This is a genomic window from Streptomyces sp. YGL11-2 (assembly GCF_050054615.1).
In the GTDB taxonomy this organism is placed as follows: domain Bacteria; phylum Actinomycetota; class Actinomycetes; order Streptomycetales; family Streptomycetaceae; genus Streptomyces.
Window position 1 is genome coordinate 1 of record NZ_JBNHIN010000088.1, and the last position, 18097, is coordinate 18097.

Annotated in this window: 14 protein-coding genes and 1 pseudogene; 3 read left to right on the top strand and 12 right to left on the bottom strand. The window is 71.2% G+C overall.

The window, feature by feature from the left end; all coding sequences use genetic code 11:
- Positions 1-773: 773 nt before the first annotated feature.
- The 8 genes from ACO1BR_RS41885 to ACO1BR_RS41920 form a co-directional block, all read right to left on the bottom strand.
- Positions 774-1394 carry a sigma-70 family RNA polymerase sigma factor gene (locus ACO1BR_RS41885; RefSeq protein WP_426800385.1) on the bottom strand — a complete coding sequence of 207 codons (621 nt, stop codon included), beginning with the start codon at positions 1392-1394 and terminating at the stop codon, positions 774-776.
- A gap of 378 nt (positions 1395-1772) precedes the next feature.
- The gene (locus tag ACO1BR_RS41890; protein WP_426800372.1) at positions 1773-2630 is read right to left on the bottom strand and encodes a PE-PGRS family protein; all 858 of its coding nucleotides are present in this window, start codon (positions 2628-2630) and stop codon (positions 1773-1775) included.
- A 292-nt stretch (positions 2631-2922) separates the two neighbouring features.
- Positions 2923-3648 (bottom strand): YcnI family protein, encoded by a 726-nt coding sequence (locus ACO1BR_RS41895; RefSeq protein WP_426800373.1) that lies wholly within the window; start codon positions 3646-3648, stop codon positions 2923-2925.
- Between the two features lie 108 nt (positions 3649-3756).
- Positions 3757-4395 carry a hypothetical protein gene (locus ACO1BR_RS41900; RefSeq protein WP_426800374.1) on the bottom strand — a complete coding sequence of 213 codons (639 nt, stop codon included), beginning with the start codon at positions 4393-4395 and terminating at the stop codon, positions 3757-3759.
- A gap of 1574 nt (positions 4396-5969) precedes the next feature.
- Positions 5970-6902, bottom strand: coding sequence for an L-tyrosine/L-tryptophan isonitrile synthase family protein (locus ACO1BR_RS41905; RefSeq protein ID WP_426800375.1), 933 nt, complete (start codon positions 6900-6902; stop codon positions 5970-5972).
- Between the two features lie 160 nt (positions 6903-7062).
- Positions 7063-8340 carry a cytochrome P450 family protein gene (locus tag ACO1BR_RS41910; RefSeq protein ID WP_426800376.1) on the bottom strand — a complete coding sequence of 426 codons (1278 nt, stop codon included), beginning with the start codon at positions 8338-8340 and terminating at the stop codon, positions 7063-7065.
- A gap of 11 nt (positions 8341-8351) precedes the next feature.
- A complete protein-coding gene (asnB, locus tag ACO1BR_RS41915; protein ID WP_426800377.1) occupies positions 8352-10178 on the bottom strand; it encodes an asparagine synthase (glutamine-hydrolyzing) in 1827 nt (608 codons plus the stop codon).
- Between the two features lie 16 nt (positions 10179-10194).
- Positions 10195-11604 carry an MFS transporter gene (locus tag ACO1BR_RS41920; RefSeq protein WP_426800378.1) on the bottom strand — a complete coding sequence of 470 codons (1410 nt, stop codon included), beginning with the start codon at positions 11602-11604 and terminating at the stop codon, positions 10195-10197.
- A gap of 314 nt (positions 11605-11918) precedes the next feature.
- On the opposite strand from ACO1BR_RS41920, the gene ACO1BR_RS41925 reads away from it, so the two are divergent.
- Complete coding sequence (locus tag ACO1BR_RS41925; RefSeq protein ID WP_426800379.1) at positions 11919-12143, top strand: heavy-metal-associated domain-containing protein; 225 nt, start codon at positions 11919-11921, stop codon at positions 12141-12143.
- Between the two features lie 68 nt (positions 12144-12211).
- On the opposite strand, the gene ACO1BR_RS41930 is transcribed toward ACO1BR_RS41925, so the two are convergent.
- From ACO1BR_RS41930 to ACO1BR_RS41945, 4 genes and pseudogenes are all read right to left on the bottom strand, one after another.
- Positions 12212-13036, bottom strand: coding sequence for an ABC transporter ATP-binding protein (locus ACO1BR_RS41930; protein ID WP_426800380.1), 825 nt, complete (start codon positions 13034-13036; stop codon positions 12212-12214).
- Positions 13033-14130, bottom strand: a complete 1098-nt coding sequence (locus ACO1BR_RS41935; protein ID WP_426800381.1) for a FecCD family ABC transporter permease — start codon at positions 14128-14130, stop codon at positions 13033-13035. The genes ACO1BR_RS41930 and ACO1BR_RS41935 overlap by 4 nt, the downstream gene beginning before the upstream one ends.
- Before the next feature lie 2 nt (positions 14131-14132).
- Positions 14133-15212, bottom strand: coding sequence for an ABC transporter substrate-binding protein (locus ACO1BR_RS41940; RefSeq protein ID WP_426800382.1), 1080 nt, complete (start codon positions 15210-15212; stop codon positions 14133-14135).
- A gap of 239 nt (positions 15213-15451) precedes the next feature.
- Positions 15452-15863: pseudogene (locus ACO1BR_RS41945) on the bottom strand (hypothetical protein); the annotation flags it as partial.
- A gap of 348 nt (positions 15864-16211) precedes the next feature.
- On the opposite strand from ACO1BR_RS41945, the gene ACO1BR_RS41950 reads away from it, so the two are divergent.
- Complete coding sequence (locus ACO1BR_RS41950; RefSeq protein ID WP_426800383.1) at positions 16212-16445, top strand: hypothetical protein; 234 nt, start codon at positions 16212-16214, stop codon at positions 16443-16445.
- Entirely contained in the window at positions 16408-17799 is a 1392-nt protein-coding gene (locus ACO1BR_RS41955; protein ID WP_426800384.1) for an amidase, read from the top strand. Before ACO1BR_RS41950 ends, ACO1BR_RS41955 begins: the two co-directional genes overlap by 38 nt.
- Positions 17800-18097 lie beyond the last annotated feature (298 nt).

Consider the following 18097-nt stretch of genomic DNA (forward strand, 5'->3'; position numbering starts at 1 on the left):
GCCGCTCCTCGGAGAGCTTCTTGACGGGGACGGGCGCGGTGGCGGTGCCCAGCGCGGCCAGCCGCCCGGCCCAGAAGGGATCCGACCACCACCGTCGCTGAAGCCAAGACTGCGTCCGGCTGCGACTGCCAGAACTGACCGGGCGGCCCGTCCCTCACATCCTCGGTTCAACGCACGGGTTCCTGCACACGAACGCCGTCCACAGGCCGGAATACCGCAGCCTTTGGATAAGTGCTCTGCACCAGTCAAACCGAAGGGCCGGTGCCGATGGTCATGCACGGGTCCTTGCCCCTCCCGGGGATGCCCGCGCCCAACTCCCCGTCCGGCATCGAACAACTCGCCCTGCTCGACAAGCCCCAGCCGGTCAGGCACGGACCGGCCGGAAGGTCACACTCACAGAGCAAGGCTCGTAGGAGCGTGCCCTACACGGTGAGGCGGCGGAGGCAGCAGAGAGTACATCCGTGACCGGTTCGCCCGGCTCAAGAGCGAGCAGGCGCGACTGCTGGGTCACAGCCCAGCTGTAAACCGGAACTGGTGGGCGAGCCTCCTGGGGCGATGAAGGGAAGTCCGCCGCATTGCGAGACAGCCTTTAGCGACCGACTTCTGCCGGGCCCGCCGGCTCTGTCAATTCCGGGTGGCGACAAAGGCATAGCTGCGCTTGCCCAGCCACAGCAGCGCCTCCCAGGAGTGCCGGCACGCCAGCCCGGACGGGCGCTCTCCGCCCTACGGGACGGCGTACCGACAACACCGTGATCACTCGGAACCGGAGCCGCTCACGCCGCGACTACCTGGGGGACTCCACCGCAGGTCTCGGCAGCCCTCAGCCAACCGGTGAGGTCGGCGCGGGCGCGGGCCACCCGCGAGCGCACCGTGCCGATCGGGCAGCCCACGACCGCCGCGGCGTCCGCGTACGGCATCCCGACCAGCTGTGTGAGCACGAACGCCTCGCGCCGCTCGCCGTCCAACGCGTCGACCAGCTCGGTCAGCGCCAGTCCGTCGTCGAAGCCCGGCAGTCCGCTGGGCTGCCGGGCTTCCGCGACCGCCTGCCAGTCCTCGACGTCGGCGATGCGCGGGCGGGCGGCGGCGGACCGGTAGCGGTCGATCACCACACGGCGGGCGATCGACAGCAGCCAGGTGCGGGCGCCGGAGCGTCCGGCGAATCGCGGCAGGCTGGTGAGGGCGCGCAGGAACGTCTCCTGGGCGAGGTCGTCGGCGCTGTTCGTGTCGCCGCTCAGGCGCGCCACGAACTTCCACACATCGCGGTGGGAGGCGCGGACGAAGCGCTCGACGGCGACCGGGTCGCCGTCCCGCGCGGCCAGCGCCAAGCTGGTCAGTTGCTCGTTGTCGACTGCGGTCCGATTGCCACGGGGCGGACCAATGAGGGCAGGAATCATCGCCACATGTCCTTCGAGGGTGCGGGCCGTGCCGAGGTAGGGCACGGCCCGTCGCTGAGCCGCACTCCGAGCGCCCGCACTCAGGTCGATGACGACGTCAAGGGACGACGGCCGACGGGCGTGCGTCTGCGGGCAGGCCGGAGTGCCGCAGGGCCAAGGCCGGCGTGTGGGGCAACAGTGCTCACGGATGTGGAAGGCAGCCGCGCGGACACGCCGGTACTCCGCCCGCCACCGATTCAATGCGCCTTGTGGAGAAGGGGAGTGGGGGATCCCGGACGACATCGACAGCATTGCGTCATCGACGACATTGGCATCAACAGCGTCGATGACGGCATTGCAGAATCCCGGTCGGTGCCGGGAAAGTTCCAGGACGAGCGGTCAGCGGCGGATGGAGTTCCTGGGCGGGCCTCTGCGGGAGACGGCGTATTGCAGGAGGACCCCGCGTAGGCGCACGATGTGCCCCGCGGCGGCCACCGGGCGCGCGGACGGCTTCCGGCCGATCCACCCCAGCGTCGTCAGGACGAGCAGCAACGGCGCGAACAACACCGCGGCCATGCTGCGGGCGAGCCGGAAAGCTGCCGCCTCGCCGCGCCACATCCACAGCCCGCATACCAGCGCGGCCAGCGCGTGGGCGAGGAACATGCCGAGCGCCCCGTGGCCGGAGTGCATCGAATGCATCGAATGCATCTGGCTCATGCTCATATCGCCGTGCGTGGTGGTGGCCAGATGGCCCATATGGCCCATATGCGCGGCAGAGGTGGAGGGCATGCCGTCCATGCCCGCCGTACCGCCCATCCCGGGCATGCCGTCCATCGGCGTCGGTGGGGATGCGTGGGTGGTCCCCAGGCCGAGGCCGGCCTGGTGCAGCATCCGGGCCGCCGGCGCCTGCGACTCAGGCGCAGGACCGGCGCCCGGCGCACCGCCCAACGCCCTTATGCCCCATAGCCTTTCGGACACGACCTCGGCGGTCGTACCGGCCTGGCACGCCTGCGCCAGGCTGAACAGGGAGTGCAGACCGAGCTGAGCAAGCACGGTGGAACCGGTTACGAGGAGCGCGCCGCGCTCCCGCCCTGTCAGCCACCAGGCCGCCCAGCCCGTAGTGCCGAGCGCGGCAACCAGAGTCGACCAGGGCAAGGGCTGCGCGGACATCAACGCGTGCCCCAGAGCCGCGGTCGTCACGCACACCACCGCGAAGATCGCGGCGCGCACAGCGCGTGAAACCGACCCGGCAGTCATGTTGGCCATCGTGCCAGCCGCGCCGCCCGCTCGGGAGGGTGAGAGCACGGTACATCTCGGCGACCGTGACGCTGCTTCACCGCCCGCCAGGACCAGACCACCACGGCAGCGATTACCAGGGCGACGGTCGGGCTGACCAACTGACCTGAGCTGACCGACCAATGCCCCCGCCTGCCTGAGGTTTCGTCGTTGTCCGAGCCTGGGTTGTCTCTCGCGGAGACCCTGGTGGGGCGGTAGCGCTCCGTCCGCCCCACCAGGGCTTGCTGCCCGGTATCCCGGTTGGCTACGGGCGTTACGGGCGGGCGGAGCGGCTGCGGTAGAGGGCGACGACGGCCGTGCCTATGCCCAGGACACCCGCGATCAGGCCCGCGATGCCCAGGTCCCGTGTCGTCGAGTCGCCGGCGGCGGCAGCGGAAGCCTTGGGAGCCGCGGAAGCGGAGGCGGAGGGGGCGGCTCCGTCCGCGGCCTTGGTGAGGTGCAGCACCGGCGCCGGGTTCTCCGGCTCCGCCTGACCCGGCTTCGGCTCTTCGATCCAGCGCACGACCTTGCCGTCGGAGTAGGTCTGGAGCGTCTTCAAGGCCAGTTGGTCGGTGTCGTCGGGGAGTTGGCCGAAGGCGACGCTGAAGTCCTGGTACTGGCCGGGCTCGATCTTGCCCTTGGTCCAGGTGATCTGCGAGACGGCTTCGTTGATGGTGCCGTCGTCCGTCTTGATCGGGTTCTTCAGCTTGGTGGTCTTCACCTCCGCGGTCCAGCCGGGCTCAGGGGTGACGAGCACCGAGGGGATGGGGTGGTCCGTGGGCAGGAAGACCTGCACCTGCGTGGTGTCGGCGTTGTCCTCCTCGTTGGGGACCCGGAAGGTGAGGGTGCCGTCGGTGGCGCCCTTCGGGTAGCTGCCGGGGTGGACCGTCACGTGCGCGAAGGCCGAACCCGCGGCGGTGAGCAGCCCGGCCGCGGCGAGGGTGGTGACGAGGGTGGTACGGCGCAGAGCGCGCCGGAGGGTGGTGTGCTTCGGGGACACGAGGACTCCGTACTGGTAATCGGCTGGCGCGGTGATCGGCCGCCGGGAGGAATGCGGGAGGTGTGGGTGAGCAGGCCGTTGCGGGGAACGGCTGGACGGCTGTTCGGCTCACCCGGACAGAACTCGGTACGGGTCCGGAGGCGGTGGGCCGCGGCGCGAAACCGCGTGGCGCAGCAGTACTTGGCGTAGGGGCCGCTGCCCGGCTGTCCGCCCGCCGGGGACGACCGAGTGCGCGAGAGTGGGCAGTTGACCCGTGCGGGCGCCCCACCAGGCCAGCAGCCCCGGCACCAGCGTGACGGCCCTGCGCAGCAGGGACCACAGCGCTGCTTCGCCCCGCCGCAGCCACCAGGACGCGAGCAGGGCCGCCGCCGTGTGTGCCGCGACGGCGTGGGCACTCATCGCGTGGGGGTGCGCCATCATGGGATGGGGGTGCGCCATCATCCGCGTCGCGTGCATGCCCATCGGCGTGCCGGCCGCAGTCAGGCGCCGTGCCGGGGCCTGGGCGGCGTCGAAGGCCAGGTGCAGCCCGCCCTGGGTGGTGAGCATGGCGCCGCCGATCCCCGGCAGCGACCGCTCCCGGGAGCTCAGCAGATAGCCCGGAACGAGGACGGCGAGGAACCCGGCCCCGTCCACCCACGCCGGTGGCGCCGAGCCCACCGCGAGCTGGTGGCCGGCGGCGGACAGCGTCAGGCACACCGCGGCGAACACCGCAGCGCGCAGAACCCGCAACGCCGGGGACGCATGCATGACGGCTGGATTCTCTCCCTCAGGCCGGAGTGCATAGCGGCCGCTTGTCCACATTCGCAAAACCTTCGTCTCGCCTCCTCTCACGGCTTGTTGCTCGACTCACGGCTTGTCGCTGAGCCGAAGAAGCGGCGCAGCGGGGCGATCCGGCGGATCATCAGCTGGTCCGGGGGGAGGATGACCAGCATGGAGATCCCGGCGTGGTGTCCAGCCTGTGCCCGGGCACACTCGGGGCGTGCGTCATCGCAAGTCGTCTTTCGTCGTACCCCTCGGCCGGGCAGCGCCGACCACGCGTGATCTCAGAAGGAATCCGGACGGCCGCGGGCACAGATACAGATACGACTACGACTACGACTACGACCGCCGGTCAGCGGACGCGCGCACCTAGGCGCCGTCCGGGATGCCGCGTGTCCGCCGCGCAGGGCACGGCGAAGCACAGGCCCCGACCTTCGGAGCCCGCACACCACGCGGTGATCAGTACGAGAAGGACAACGGAGGGCCTCGGCGAATGACCATGTGCCGGACCACCGCCAGGTGCGGCTGCGCAGCCGTGGCTCGACGTCGGACCCGCCGGGGTCCGACGTGTGCGACGGGCACCGTCACGCCCNCCTCGGCGAATGACCATGTGCCGGACCACCGCCAGGTGCGGCTGCGCAGCCGTGGCTCGACGTCGGACCCGCCGGGGTCCGACGTGTGCGACGGGCACCGTCACGCCCAGCAGGAGCAGATGCAGCAGCCGGTGCAGCGACCGGTCGGCGGCGGCAGCCAGGGCCGCGAGCAGCGCGAACAGCGCCCGCTCACCGCGGTGCAGCCACCAGCCGCACACCAGACCCACCAAGAGGTGCGCCGCCAGCATGCCGACGCCGGCATGCTGCATGGCGGGCATGGAGTGCATGCCCGCCATGGAGTGCACAGCGTCGGCCGGGGAACCACCGCGAGTCATACCCCCGGCGGGCTGGTGCACAGGCGGGCTGTTCCAGTCCATGCCCGCGGCCCGCACGACCTGCCGCATCGACCCGACAGGAAGGGGCGTCGAACCTGCCGGGCCCGGGTGACCGCACAGCAGCAGATCCGCCCAGGCCGCGGCCTTGCCGGGGGCTTGAGCAGGTGCCGCGATCCCCTGCGCCCAGGAGAAGAACACGTGCAGGCCGCCCTGGCAGGCGAGTACCCCGCCGGCGATGACCGGCAGGGACCGCTCACGTCCGGCAGCCAGCCCGGCGCACACGAACACCGCCACCGCGGCTGCCGCCAGCGCCATCCCCGGTACCGCCGGACCGGAGATCACGGCATGCCCTGCCGCGGACAGCACGACGCAGACCGCGGCGAACACCGCGGCCCGGACATATCGCACAGCGGCGGTGACAGGCATGGCGCCGACATCATGCCAAGGGGCCCGGACGCTTTCGGACAGGGGGTGGCCGAATACCGGCCACGGCATGTCCAAACGATCAACGTCAGCTTGATCGTTGAGGCCCACTCGCCGATCCCGTCGGCGGACGATCACTGGACGCCGCCACCCGCGACCGGGCTCCAGGACGGCATACCGCCTCATGGTTCAGCCGGTCCGGTCAGTCATGTCAGCCCTGGTCGAAGTGGCTGGGCCGGCCGTCGCACTCGATCAGGCGGCCCCGCTCTGCGGCCTTGGCCCGGGGCATGAGAGTCCAGGTGCCGTCGGCGCGACGCAAGGCCGTCGAGTGCCAGGGGGTGGTCCAGGCATCGGGCGCGTCCAGCAGGCGGATGCCGAACTTGAGGGCGCCGATGGGCTGGGGGTGGATGGACAGGCGTACGGAGCGGGGATGGTGGTCGGCGATCAGGTCGCCCCAGGCACGGCTGCGCTGGATGACGCCGTAGGCGCGCTGCCGGCACTCGCGTTGGAGGGCGGAGCGGGTGCCGGTCCAGTCGGCGGTGTCCTCGACGAGGAAGCGGGTGATGCCCCGGTAGAGGGCGAGGGTGTTGTCGTCGGCGCGGACCTCCGCGCGCAGGGCATCCAGCGTGGGGGCGTAGCTCTTGTGGAGGTGGGCGCGTTTCGTGTCGTGGGGGAGGTCGCCGAATACGTCGCGCAGGTCGAATACGGACAGTCGCGTCAGGCCCAATTGGTCTATGAGCGTGCGGAGTTCATCGGCATAGGCGTCGATGTGCCGGTCGGGGACGCGTATGAGGTCGCCGAAGGCGTGGCCGTCGGAGCAGACGACCATACGGGCGCCGGGCGGGTGGATCCGCCCGATCTCGGTGCACAGAGTGTTGAGGAAGCTGAGGGAGAGGCGTTCTCCCTGGTCGGGTAGGTGGCCGAGGACTTTGACGGGGTTGGGGGACTTGCAGGGGAAGCCGGGCAGGGTGAAGGTGACGGGGCCGTCGTCGCGGACGAAGTCGGCGATCTGGCGCAGTTGGTGGGGAAACCTCTCGGCGGAGGTGGGGTCCTGGTCGGTCGTGCGGTGGTGCGGCAGGAGCAGGTTCAGGATCGCGGTGCTGATTTTCGTGGGCAGAGCGTTCGGCGCGGTTGTCAGCGGCATGTCGTTCCTCCGGGAAGTGTGCGGGCATAACGGCATGGCGCCGTGGCGTAGGGGCGGCCAGGCGCCGTCAGGTGGATGAGGTGGTGGATCAGCCGGGTCCGGGGCCGGATCCGGCGGTGTGGCCGGACCCGGTCAGCCGGAAGCCGGCGTCAGAGGTGTCTCAGCGGCGTCGGTCGTAGCCGACGGGCAGGTGGTTGGTGCCGCGGCCGAGGACGGCCGGGATCCACTTGATGTCCTCGTCCCTGATGGCGAGGTGGAGGCCGGGGAGCCGGGTGAGCAGGGCGCCCAGGGCGATCTGGAGTTCGGTACGGGCGAGGGCTGCGCCGGGACAGAAGTGGATGCCGTGGCCGAAGGCGAGATGGGGGTTGGGGCTGCGGTCGAGGTCGAGGGTGTCGGGGTCGGGGAAGCGGCGCGGGTCGCGGTTGGCGGCGCACAGGGAGACGATCACGGAGTCGCCGGCCGGGACTTCGGTGCCGTGCAGGTCGTCGTCTTGGTCGAGGAAGCGCCAGGTGGTGAGTTCGAAGGCGCTGTCGTAGCGGAGGAGTTCCTCGACCGCGCGGGGCAGCAGGCCGGGTTCGTCGCGCAGGCGGGCGAGCTGGTCGGGGTGGCGGAAGAGGGCGATCAGTGCGGTGGTGATCTGGTTGGTGACCGGTTCCTGGCCGGCGACGAGGAGCTGGAAGATCATGGAGTCCAGCTCTTCCTGGGCGAGTTCGCGGCGGTCGCGGGCCACGACGAGGCGGCTGAGGAGGTCGTCGTCCCAGTGTTCGCGCTTGTGGGCGACGACCTCGGCTATGTAGCTCTGCAGGCCGTGCAACCGTGCCTCGTAGAGCGGCCGTCCGGGGTCGGTGGGGCCGACGGGCTGGACGACCTTGCCCCAGTCGCGGTCGAAGCGGGCGGCCAGATCCTGCGGGAGGCCGATGACCTCGGCGAGGACCTGGAAGGGGAAGTGGGCGGCGAAGCCGGTGACGAGGTCGGCGGGGCCGGTTTCGGGGAGTGCGTCGATGAGGGTGTCGGCCAGTTCCTGGAAGCGGGGGCGCAGGCTGTCGATGCGGCGGGGGGTGAAGGCGTCGGTGACGAAGCGCCGCATGCGGGTGTGCTGGGGCGGGTCCTGGTGGAGGAGGTGCACCTGGAGCTGGGAGTGCTGGGGTTCGGGCATGATCGAGGCGCGGGCGCGCCAGCGGTCGTTGCCGCGGTCGTGGTTCTTGCCCAGGCGGTCGTCGTTGAGGGCGGCGTGGGCCGCGTCGTAGCCGGTGACGAGCCAGGCTTGTACGCCGCTGGGGAAGAGCACGCGGTGGACGGGGCCGGCCTCGCGCATCCGCTCGTAGAGGGGGTAGGGGTTGCTCTTGTAGGGGCAGCCCGTCAGCGGGACCGGGTCGGGCAGCGGCTCGGGCCGGGGCTTCGGCTCCACGGCAGACAGGGGTGGCTCTTGGATGGTCATGCGAGGTCTCCTCAGAGGGCGAGTTCGGGCCGGTGGTGGTCCAGCCACAGGGCCAGGTCGACGACACGTTCGAGGCGGAGGCGGTGGCCCCACACCAGCAGGTCGGGCGGGATGTCGAGAGCGGGCTTGAGGCGGGACTCGTCGGCCAGGGCACGGACCTGCTCGCTGGACAGGGCGTCGCGGGCGAGGTTCTGAAGGCCGCGGTTGTAGTCGGGGTGGTGGGTGGCCGGGTAGTGGTTCTTGGGCCGGTGCAGTACGGAGTCGGGCGCGAGCCCGGCGCCGGCGGCGCGCAGCAGGCTCTTCTCCCGGCCGTCGAAGCTCTTGTGGGCCCAGGGCGTGGCGAAGGCGTACTCGACGAGGCGGTGGTCGCAGTAGGGGACGCGGACCTCCAGGCCCTGGGCCATGCTCAACCGGTCCTTGCGGTGGAGGAGTTGGCGCAGCCAGCGGGTCAGGGACAGGTGCTGCATCTCGCGCTGCCGGTGCTCGACGAGGGTTTCGCCGTCCCGATGCGGTACGGCGGCCAGCGCGCTGCGATACGTGTCCTGGCGGAACTCCGCTATGCGCAGGTCGAGTTCCGGGTTGAGCGGCATCGCGGCGTCGTCACCGTTGACGAGCAGCCATGGGAAGGTGTCCGCGGCCAGTGCCTTCGGATTGTGGAACCAGGGGTAGCCGCCGAAGACCTCGTCCGCCGCCTCGCCGGAGAGGGCCACGGTGGAGTGTTTGCGGATCTCGCCGAACAGCAGGTAGAGCGAGGTGTCCATGTCGCCGACGCCGATCGGCGAGTCCCGCGCCACGACGACCGCCTTGCGGTGCTCGGGGTCGAGCAGGGCGTGCGGGTCGAGGACGACGGTGCTGTGGTCGGTGCCGATGAACGCGCCGGCTTCGGTGGCGTACGGGGTGTCGTGGCCGGTGCGCAGCACGTCGCCGGTGAACTGCTCGGCCTGGTCGCTGTAGTCGACGGCATAGGAGCGGATGCGGGCGTCCGGGCCTTCGCGCAGCCGGAGTTCGTCGGCGAGCAGCGCGGTCAGGACGGTGGAGTCGATGCCGCCGGACAGCAGGCTGCACACCGGGACGTCCGCCTCCAGCTGGCTGCGGGCGGCCGAGCCGACCAGCGCACGGATCCGCTCGACGGCGGTGTCCCGGTCGTCGTCGTGGACGTCGGGCTCCAGCTGCCAGTAGCGGCGCCCGCGGATGCCGTCCCGGTCCAGGACGAGCAGACCGCCGGGCTCCACCTCCCGCACCCCGGACCACACCGTCGGCCCGGTGTTGAAGAGCAGGCTGTACGCCTCCCGCAGCCCGTCGGCGTCCACCCGGGGCCGGATCTCCGGGTGGGCGAACAGGGCCTTGGGCTCGGAGGCGAAGGCCAGGCCGCCGTCGACGGTGGCCCAGAACAGCGGTTTGACGCCAAGCCGGTCGCGTACCAGCAGCAGCCGCTGCGCACGCTCGTCCCAGACGGCGAAGGCGAACATGCCCTCCAGGTGGTCGGCTACCGCCTCGCCCCACTCGGCGTAGGCGCGCAGTACCACCTCGGTGTCGCTGCGGGTGCGGAAGTGGTGGCCCCGGCCCCGGAGTTCGGCCCGCAGTTCGTGGTGGTTGTAGACCTCGCCGCTGTAGCTGAGGACGAGGTTCGGCCGGTCGGGGCGGTCGGTCATCGGCTGTACGCCGCCGGCCAGGTCGATGACGGCCAGGCGGCGGTGGCCGATCGCGGCGCGTTCGCCGAGCCAGACGCCGCCCGCGTCCGGGCCGCGCGGGGTGAGGGTGTCGGTCATGGCCTCGATGACCGGGGCCTGGGTGCGGGCGTCGCGGTGAAAGGACGCCCAGCCGGTGATTCCGCACATACGCATGGCTCCTGGGTCAGTTACGGGCGGCGGGCGCCGCGTCGGTCGTCTTCTCGGGGACGGGTGCGGGGCTTCTGCCGGGCAGGGCGATCAGGGGCACGGCGAGACAGGCGGCGGTGGCGGCCAGCGCGAGCCCCGCCCGTACGCCCTGGTCGGGTCCGGCCAGCCCCCAGACGGCGGTGGCCAGGGCGGGCCCGAGAGTGAAGCCGAGCGTGCGGGCGAGCTGCATCGTGGACCCGACGGTCGCGGTCCGGTCCCGTGGCGCGGCGCCCATGACCAGGGCCTGGGTGGGGCCGCCGTTCAGCCCCATGCCGACGCCCGCCAGCGCGAGCCGCCAGGCCACGTCCAGCGGTGACCAGTCGCCGCCCAGCGGGACCAGCAGAAGCAGGCCGGTGGCGGTGACGGCGGCACCGGTGACCGCGACAGGACGGGGACCGTACCGGTCGGCCAGGCGCCCGCCGATCTGCCCGGCCAGGCCCATGCCGAGGGGGAAGGCGAGGACGGTCAGCCCGGTCGTGGTGGCGCTGACACCGTTGTCGCGCTGCAGGTGCAGAGCGATCACGTAGTGCATGGCGGCGAACCCGGCCGCGAGGGACAGCACCGCGCCGTGGGCCCGGAACAACCCCGTGGCCCGCAGGACACCAGCCACCGGCCGACCGCCCGGACCGCGCAGCCACCACCAGAGCGTCGGGACCGCCGCGAGTGCGAGCACCAGCCACGACGGGCGGCCCGATGCCAGGGTCAACGCCAGCAGCAGGACCGCCACGGCCGAGGCCACCAGCAGTGCGTCCGCAACCGACCGCCGGTCGGGCCGGCGCAGCCCGCCGTCCCGAGGCATGACCCTCCAGGCCACGACCAGGGCGAGCACGCAGAAGGGGATCTTCACCAGGAAGACCGCATGCCAGCCGAAGTGGTCCAGCAGCAGCCCGCCCACGGCCGGTCCGGTCACCGCGCCCAGCGGGCCCAGGGTGGCGGGCACGCTCATCGCCCGCCCACGCTTCTCCGGACGTACCGAACGGACCGCGAGGACCGGCATCAGCACGAACAGCACCGCCGCGAACGCACCCTGCGCGAGACGGGCGGCGATCAGCCAGGCCGCCCAGGGTGCGGCGGCGGCCAGAGCGCTGCACAGGCCGAATCCGGCGGTCGCGGACAGTACGGCGGAGCGCAGCCCCACACCGTCGAGCCATCGGCCGACCGGCAACAGCAAGGCCACGACGGGCAGTTGATAGCCCAACTGGGCCCACTGGGCCGTCGCGGTCGACACGTGCAGGCCGTCAGCGATGTCCGCCAGGGCCACGTTGACGATGTTCATGTCGAGCATCGCCACGAACGCCAGCACACCCGCCACGGCGACCAGCGGCCAGCGGTCCTCGCCTACGGGTATGTGACCGGGCCGCTCCGCACCGGGACCGTGGTGTGTCACCCTTCCACCCCTCATCGTCATGACGGGACGCCGAACAGCAGTCCCGTCTGAGGAGTCGCGAGGGATCCGAGGGGAGTTCCCGGATCCGCCCAAGAAAGTGACCGGGGGGCTGGTTATCCGCGCTGACCAGCACGGCGGGTCGGGTTCCGTTAGCGGCGTCGGGTCAGTGAGCGGAACGGCCACGCTCCCCCGACGATCCGCGGAACTCAGTGCCCCGCCCGACCGACTACTGAGGTGAGGGCGTCGCCCTCACCACCCGCACCCGCGGACCCGTACGCAACCGGAAGCCCCCCACGAGACCCAGGAGTTCTCCCATGACTCAGAAGCAGTACAAGCAGTACTACGTCACCGGCATGAGCTGTGAGCACTGCGCGGCGAGCATCAGGGAAGAGGTCTCCGAGGTGCCGGGCGTAAGCGAGGTCGTAGTCGACCTCGCCACGAACGTCGTCACAGTGAGCGGCACCGGCCTCGACGACGAGCGGGTGCGCGCGGCCATCGTCGAGGCCGGTTACGGCGTCGCCGACCCTGTTGCCGCCTGATCAACCGGGACCGCAGGCCGGGCAGGACGCCATCGGCACGGCGCAATCGCCGTCCTGCCCGGCCTCGTTCATCCGCCGGTGCGTACGGTGCGTACCTCCACCGCCGCGTCCGTCTCCGTGCCGGCCGGCGCCTGGTGATCGAAAGCGATCAGCGGATCACCGGTGAGCGGATGGTCGACCACGGCCGCCCGCACACCGAACACCTCGGCCAGCAGGGCGGGAGTGAGGACATCGCGCGGTGGCCCGGAGGCGACCACGGCTCCGGCGCTCAGGACGTGCAGCCGGTCGCACACCGCCGCGGCAGCGTTGAGGTCGTGCAGCGACACCAGCGTCGTACGGCGCTGGGTGCGCAGCAGGGCGAGCAGTTCGACCTGATGGCGGATGTCGAGGTGGTTGGTCGGCTCGTCCAGCACCAGGACGTCCGGGTTCTGGGCGAACGCGCGCGCCAGCAGGACGCGTTGGCGTTCGCCACCCGACAGGGTCGTGAACCGGCGCCCGGCCGCCGCCTCCATCCCGACGTCGGCGAGGGCACGGGCGATGATCTCTCGGTCGACGGCGTCATCGCCCGCGAAAGCCCGCTTGTACGGCGTGCGCCCCATCGCGACCACCTCGCGCACGGTCAGCTCAAAGTCACTGCCCCGCTCCTGCGGCAACGCCGCCACATGCCGCGCCGACTGGACCGCGGACAGCTCACGCAGGTCGGTGCCCGCCAGCAGAACCCGACCCGCGGTGGGCTTCAGGTGCCGGTAGACGGTGCGCAGGAGCGTGGACTTGCCACTCCCGTTCGGCCCGACCAGGCCGGTGATCTCGCCCTCGGCCGCCATCAGACGGGCCCCCGCCACGACCGTACGGCCGGCGTAGGCGACGTGCAGGTCTTCGATCTCGATTCTCAACTGCCGCTCCACAGTCGCCGGTCCAGCAAATACAGCAGGGCCGGAGCCCCGATGAGTGAGGTGACCACGCCGACCGGCAGCTCCTGCGAGGCCATCGCCGTACGGCAGACGATGTCGACCACCACCAGCAGCAGCGCCCCGAACAGGGCCGAGAGCGGCAGCAGGCGGCGGTGGTCGCCGCCGACGACCAGGCGGCAGGCGTGCGGCACCATCAGACCGACGAAGGCGATCGCGCCGGACACCGCCACCAGGACACCGGTCACCACGCTGGTCACCGCGAACAACTCCCGGCGCAGCCGGGTGACGTTGACGCCGAGCCCGGCCGCCGTCTCGTCACCCATCAGCAGGGCGTTCAGCCCCCGGGCGCGCGCCTGCAGCCACAGCAAGGCGGCCGGAACCACGACCGCGGGCACCGCCAGCAGCGGCCAACTCGCCCCGCTCAGGCTCCCCATGAGCCAGAACAGCACGCTGCGCGTCTGCTGCTCGTCCCCGGCCTGCAACACCAGATAGCTGGTGAAACCAGACAGGAACTGGCCGATCGCCACCCCTGCCAGCACCAGCCGCAGCGGCGCGAACCCCCCGCCCCGCCGGGCGATGACCCACACCAGGGCGAACGTGGCCAGCGCGCCGACGAAGGCCGCACCGGACAGCCCCAGGCCCAGCGCCCCGCCCGCCCCGAGACCCAGGACGATGGCGGCGACCGCACCCAGCGACGCCCCGTTGCAGATGCCCAGCATGTACGGGTCGGCCAGCGGGTTGCGCACCAGCGCCTGCACCGCCGTACCGACGAGACCGAGCCCGGCACCCACAAGCGCGGCCAGCAACGCACGCGGGACCCTCAGCTGCCACACGATCAGGTCGTCCGTGCCAGGGCGCGGGCCCTCACCGGCCAGCCGCCGCCCCACCACGCTCCACACCTCGCCGGGCGGAATGGACGTCGACCCCCAGGCCACCGCGGCCGTCAGCGCGACGAGGAGTGCCACGCCAAGGACCAGCGCCAGCGGTCCGGCGCGCAGACTGCGCGCGCCCCGGCTCGCGTCGTCCCGGCTCGCGTCCGTGGCCTTGCGGCGGGACGCGGACAGCGTAGAGAGCACGACTAGCCGACCTTGCCCGGGTAGAGGGCCTTGGCGATCGCCTCGACCGTGTAGGCGTTCTCGACACCGGCGATGGTGGTCTGCTCGGAGCCGATGCGCAGGAAGTGACCCTCCTTGACCGCCTTCAGGCCCTTGGTGGCCGGATTGGTCTCCAGCCACTGCTGCGCCTCGTCGAACGCCTTCTTGTTCGCCGCCTCGCTGCCCCGGTTGCGCACCCCGAGCTGGATCCAGTCCGGGTTCTTGGCGATCACGTCCTCCCAACCGACCTGCTTGCGGTCGCCGTCGCAGTCGGCGAAGGCGTTGCGGGCTCCGGCCAGGGTGATCACCGCGTTGGCGACCTGGCGGTTGCAGATGACGGTGGGCTGCTTGGTGCCGGCCTCGTAGTCGAAGAAGAAGTACGTCGGCCGCTTGCCTTCCGCCGTACCGCCGACCGCCTTCTGCACAGCGCCCACCTTCGCCTTCATCCCCGCGACGAGTTCCTTCGCCTTGGCGCTGGTGCCGGTGACCGCGCCGAGCGAGGTGATGTCGGCCTCGACCGCCGACAGGTCCGTCACCGGGCCCTTGCTCCGCGCCGCGCAGGCGGTGGACTTCAGGTAGATGTGCTTGATCCCGGCCGCCTTGAACTCCTCCTCGGTCGGCACATCTCCCATCCCTCCCCCGCCCATGCCGCCCATGGCCGCGAAGGTGTCGATGTACAGGTCGGCGCCGGAGCCGAGGAGCTTCTCCTTCGGGATCACGCTGCGGCCGAGCACGTTGACCTTCTGCGCCTGCGCGTCCAGCGCACCGGGCAGCGTCCCCTTGCCAGGCGGGAAGCCGGTACCGATCACCTTGTCCCCGGCACCGAGGCGGAGCAGAAGCTCCAGACTGGAGGCGTTACTGGTGACGATCTTCTTCGGGCCCTCGGAGAAGGTGGTCTTGGCGCCCATGCAGTCGGTGACGGACACCGGGTAGTCACCGGAGGCGGACTTCCCCGCCTTCCCGCTACCCCCGTCCGACGCATCCTTCACCCCGCCGCCGCAGCCTGCCGCCAGCAGGCCGCCGAGCACGACGACCGCCGTACCACCCCACACACGAGAACGCATTGAACCCTCCAAGATCCACTCGGCAGCGGCGGACGAACCTCCGCCACCCGCTCCAGTAGTCGGGGCAAACCCCTGTGGAGTTCCCGACCACTTGCCACATGGGCTCAGGGCAACCGCTCTCAGCGCTTGAACGGCGAGATGCCCGTCCCGGACGGCATCGCCTCGCGCGCCGCGGCTGCGACTCAGGGACCTGATCAACGGGTCGTCAGGGGTCCTGCTCGCGGCACGCATGAATCAAGCAGGTGGGTGAGGATCACCAGGTCGACAGAGTCCGGGGAGCAACCGGCGGCGGCAGGGCATTCGAGGAAGTCCGTCTGCACGTTGTGCCAGGCGGGGTTGGCTCGCTCCTTGCCGGTGCCGGTGCCGGTGCCGGTGCCGGTGCCGACGAGGATGCGCAGCCCGCCCACGACGAACGCAAAGCTGTGGCTGTCGAGGTGCAGGGTGCCGTTGTGGTCGGCGAAGTCGGGGCGCAGTCAATCGTGTTGGGAAACCACGTCCGTGGTGGCGCCGGGCAGGAGCCAGGGGTCCGGTCGCGGGCGGAAGCGGGACCTCGTCGATACGGTGGACGGTGATGTCGCCCACGGTCCAGGAGGGAGCGGCGGGGATGGCGGGGTCTTCATGGTCTTTTCTCTCCTTCGGTCGTCGTCCCATGGGGAGTGGTCGTCGTTCCGGTTGAGGTGGTCAGCGCGGCCCTGGCCGGAAGCGCCTTCGGCGCCACTTCCCAGCGCCGTCAGGAGCGTGGCCAAGATCGACGCATCGAGGGCGAAGGACGCCGGGGATGCCGCACGCACGGTTCGCGGTACCGGTGCGGGCGGCTTGGCCGGGGCCGTGCGCCGGATGCGCTAACGCGGGACACGGGGCATGAGGAATGCGCCCCCTTCGCGCTAAACGCAATGAATTTGCTTTAAGTTGCCGCAGGTCCTACAGTCGCCTAACACAAACTCTTAGCTTTTGTTGGGCGAGGGCTTGTGCCACTCCAGCTGATCAGGAGACAGATCCGTGTCCGCCGATGAACTCACTCCGCCGGAGGCGGCCCGCTGGGCCGCCCGTGCCGGACTCCCGCTGCCGACCGACCGTCACGACGCGGTCGCGGCCACCGCCAACCACATCCATTCCGTCGTCGCCCTCCTGCGGGAACTCGACTTCGGGGACACCCCACCCGCCTTCGCCTACCGCGCGGGAGAGGAGAAGCACGATGCAGCCGTTCGAACTGTCTCTGACCGCAGCCGCTGACGCGATCCGGGCACGGCAGCTGTCCCCCGTCGAGCTGGTGGACTCCGTGCTCGACCGCATCGAGAAGGTGGAACCGCACCTTCAGGCCTATGTCGCCGTCACGGCCGAGCAGGCCCGCCGGGAAGCCCGCGAGGCCACGGACGAGGCCGCGGGCGGCCGCCTCCGGAGTCCGCTGCACGGCATCCCCATGGGGCTGAAGGACTTGATCAACGTCGCCGGTGTGGCGACGTCAGCCAGCTCCAGGGTTCGCGCGGGCCACCGTGCAGAGGCCGACAGCACCGTCGCCGCGCGCCTGTCGGCAGCCGGTGCGGTCCTGTTGGGCAAGACCCACACCCATGAGTTCGCCTACGGTCTGACCACCCCGCAGACCAACAACGCCTGGAACCCCGACCGGGTCGCGGGCGGCTCCAGTGGCGGGTCCGCCGTCGCCGTCGCCGCGGGCGCCGCGACCTTCAGCCTGGGCACCGACACCGGCGGATCCATCCGGGTGCCCGCCGCGCTCAACGGGGTTGTCGGCCTCAAGCCGACCTACGGCCTCATCCCCCGCCCGGGCATCACGTCACTGTCCTGGTCGCTGGACCACGTCGGCCCGATCACCCGGACCGTGGAGGACGCGGGCCTGGTCCTGTCCGTCCTCGCCGGCCACGACCCCCGCGATCCCGCCTCGCTGGTCGCGCCCCAGGCGGACTACCGGCCGGGGGCGGGTGCGGACCTGGCCGGGCTGCGCGTCGGCGTGCCGCGCAACTACTACTTCGACCACGTCGATGCAGAGGTGGAAGCCGCCGTGCGGCACGCCATCGACCAACTGCAGGCCCTCGGCGCACAGCTCGTCGAGGTGGAGATTCCGATGACGCGCTACATCCAGGCTACCCAGTGGGGCCTGATGGTGCCGGAGGCCACCGCCTACCACGAGCAGACCCTGCGCTCGGTTCCCGAGCTGTACCAGGCGGACGTCCGCATCCTCCTTGAGGCCGGTCAACTCATGCCCGCTGGCGACTACTTGCACGCCCAACGCTCCCGCACCCTCATGCGGCAGTCCTGGGCTCGCCTGCTGGACGAGGTCGACGTCATCGCCGCCCCCACGGTCCCGGCCACCGCGGTGGCGGCCGACGAGGAGGTGATCACCTGGCCCGACGGCACGGTCGAGAACGTCTCCGACGCATACGTACGCCTCTCGGCCCCGGCCAACATCACCGGCGTGCCGTCCCTGTCCGTCCCGGTCGGCCTCGACGCGGCGGGCCTGCCGGTAGGCATGCAACTGCTCGGCCGCCCCCTCGGGGAAAGCGTGCTGCTGCGGGTCGGTCACGCCTATGAGCAGACCCAGCCGGCCCGCGAACTCGCGCCGGTGGCCTGAGCAAGAGCACGGGCCCGGGCGGAGCAATCCGCCCGGGCCTGTTCCCCGGCCCTGTTCGGCTCCGCTCGGGGCCGAATTCCCACAACGCGCCGGCCGCAGGCGGCTCTGAGGCAGGGGACGCGACGGCCCCCGGACTGGCGGGCAGTGAGGCCGCGGCAGCGCGGTCGGCGAGATAACGGCGCCGAAGACGGCTCGCTTCAGAGGCACGCATCCACACCCTCTAGACCCAATGCCGCTGTTTTAAGCGTTGAGTTTGATTGTTCGCCTGGTCGGAGTGGGTTTGGAGGCCGGGACGATG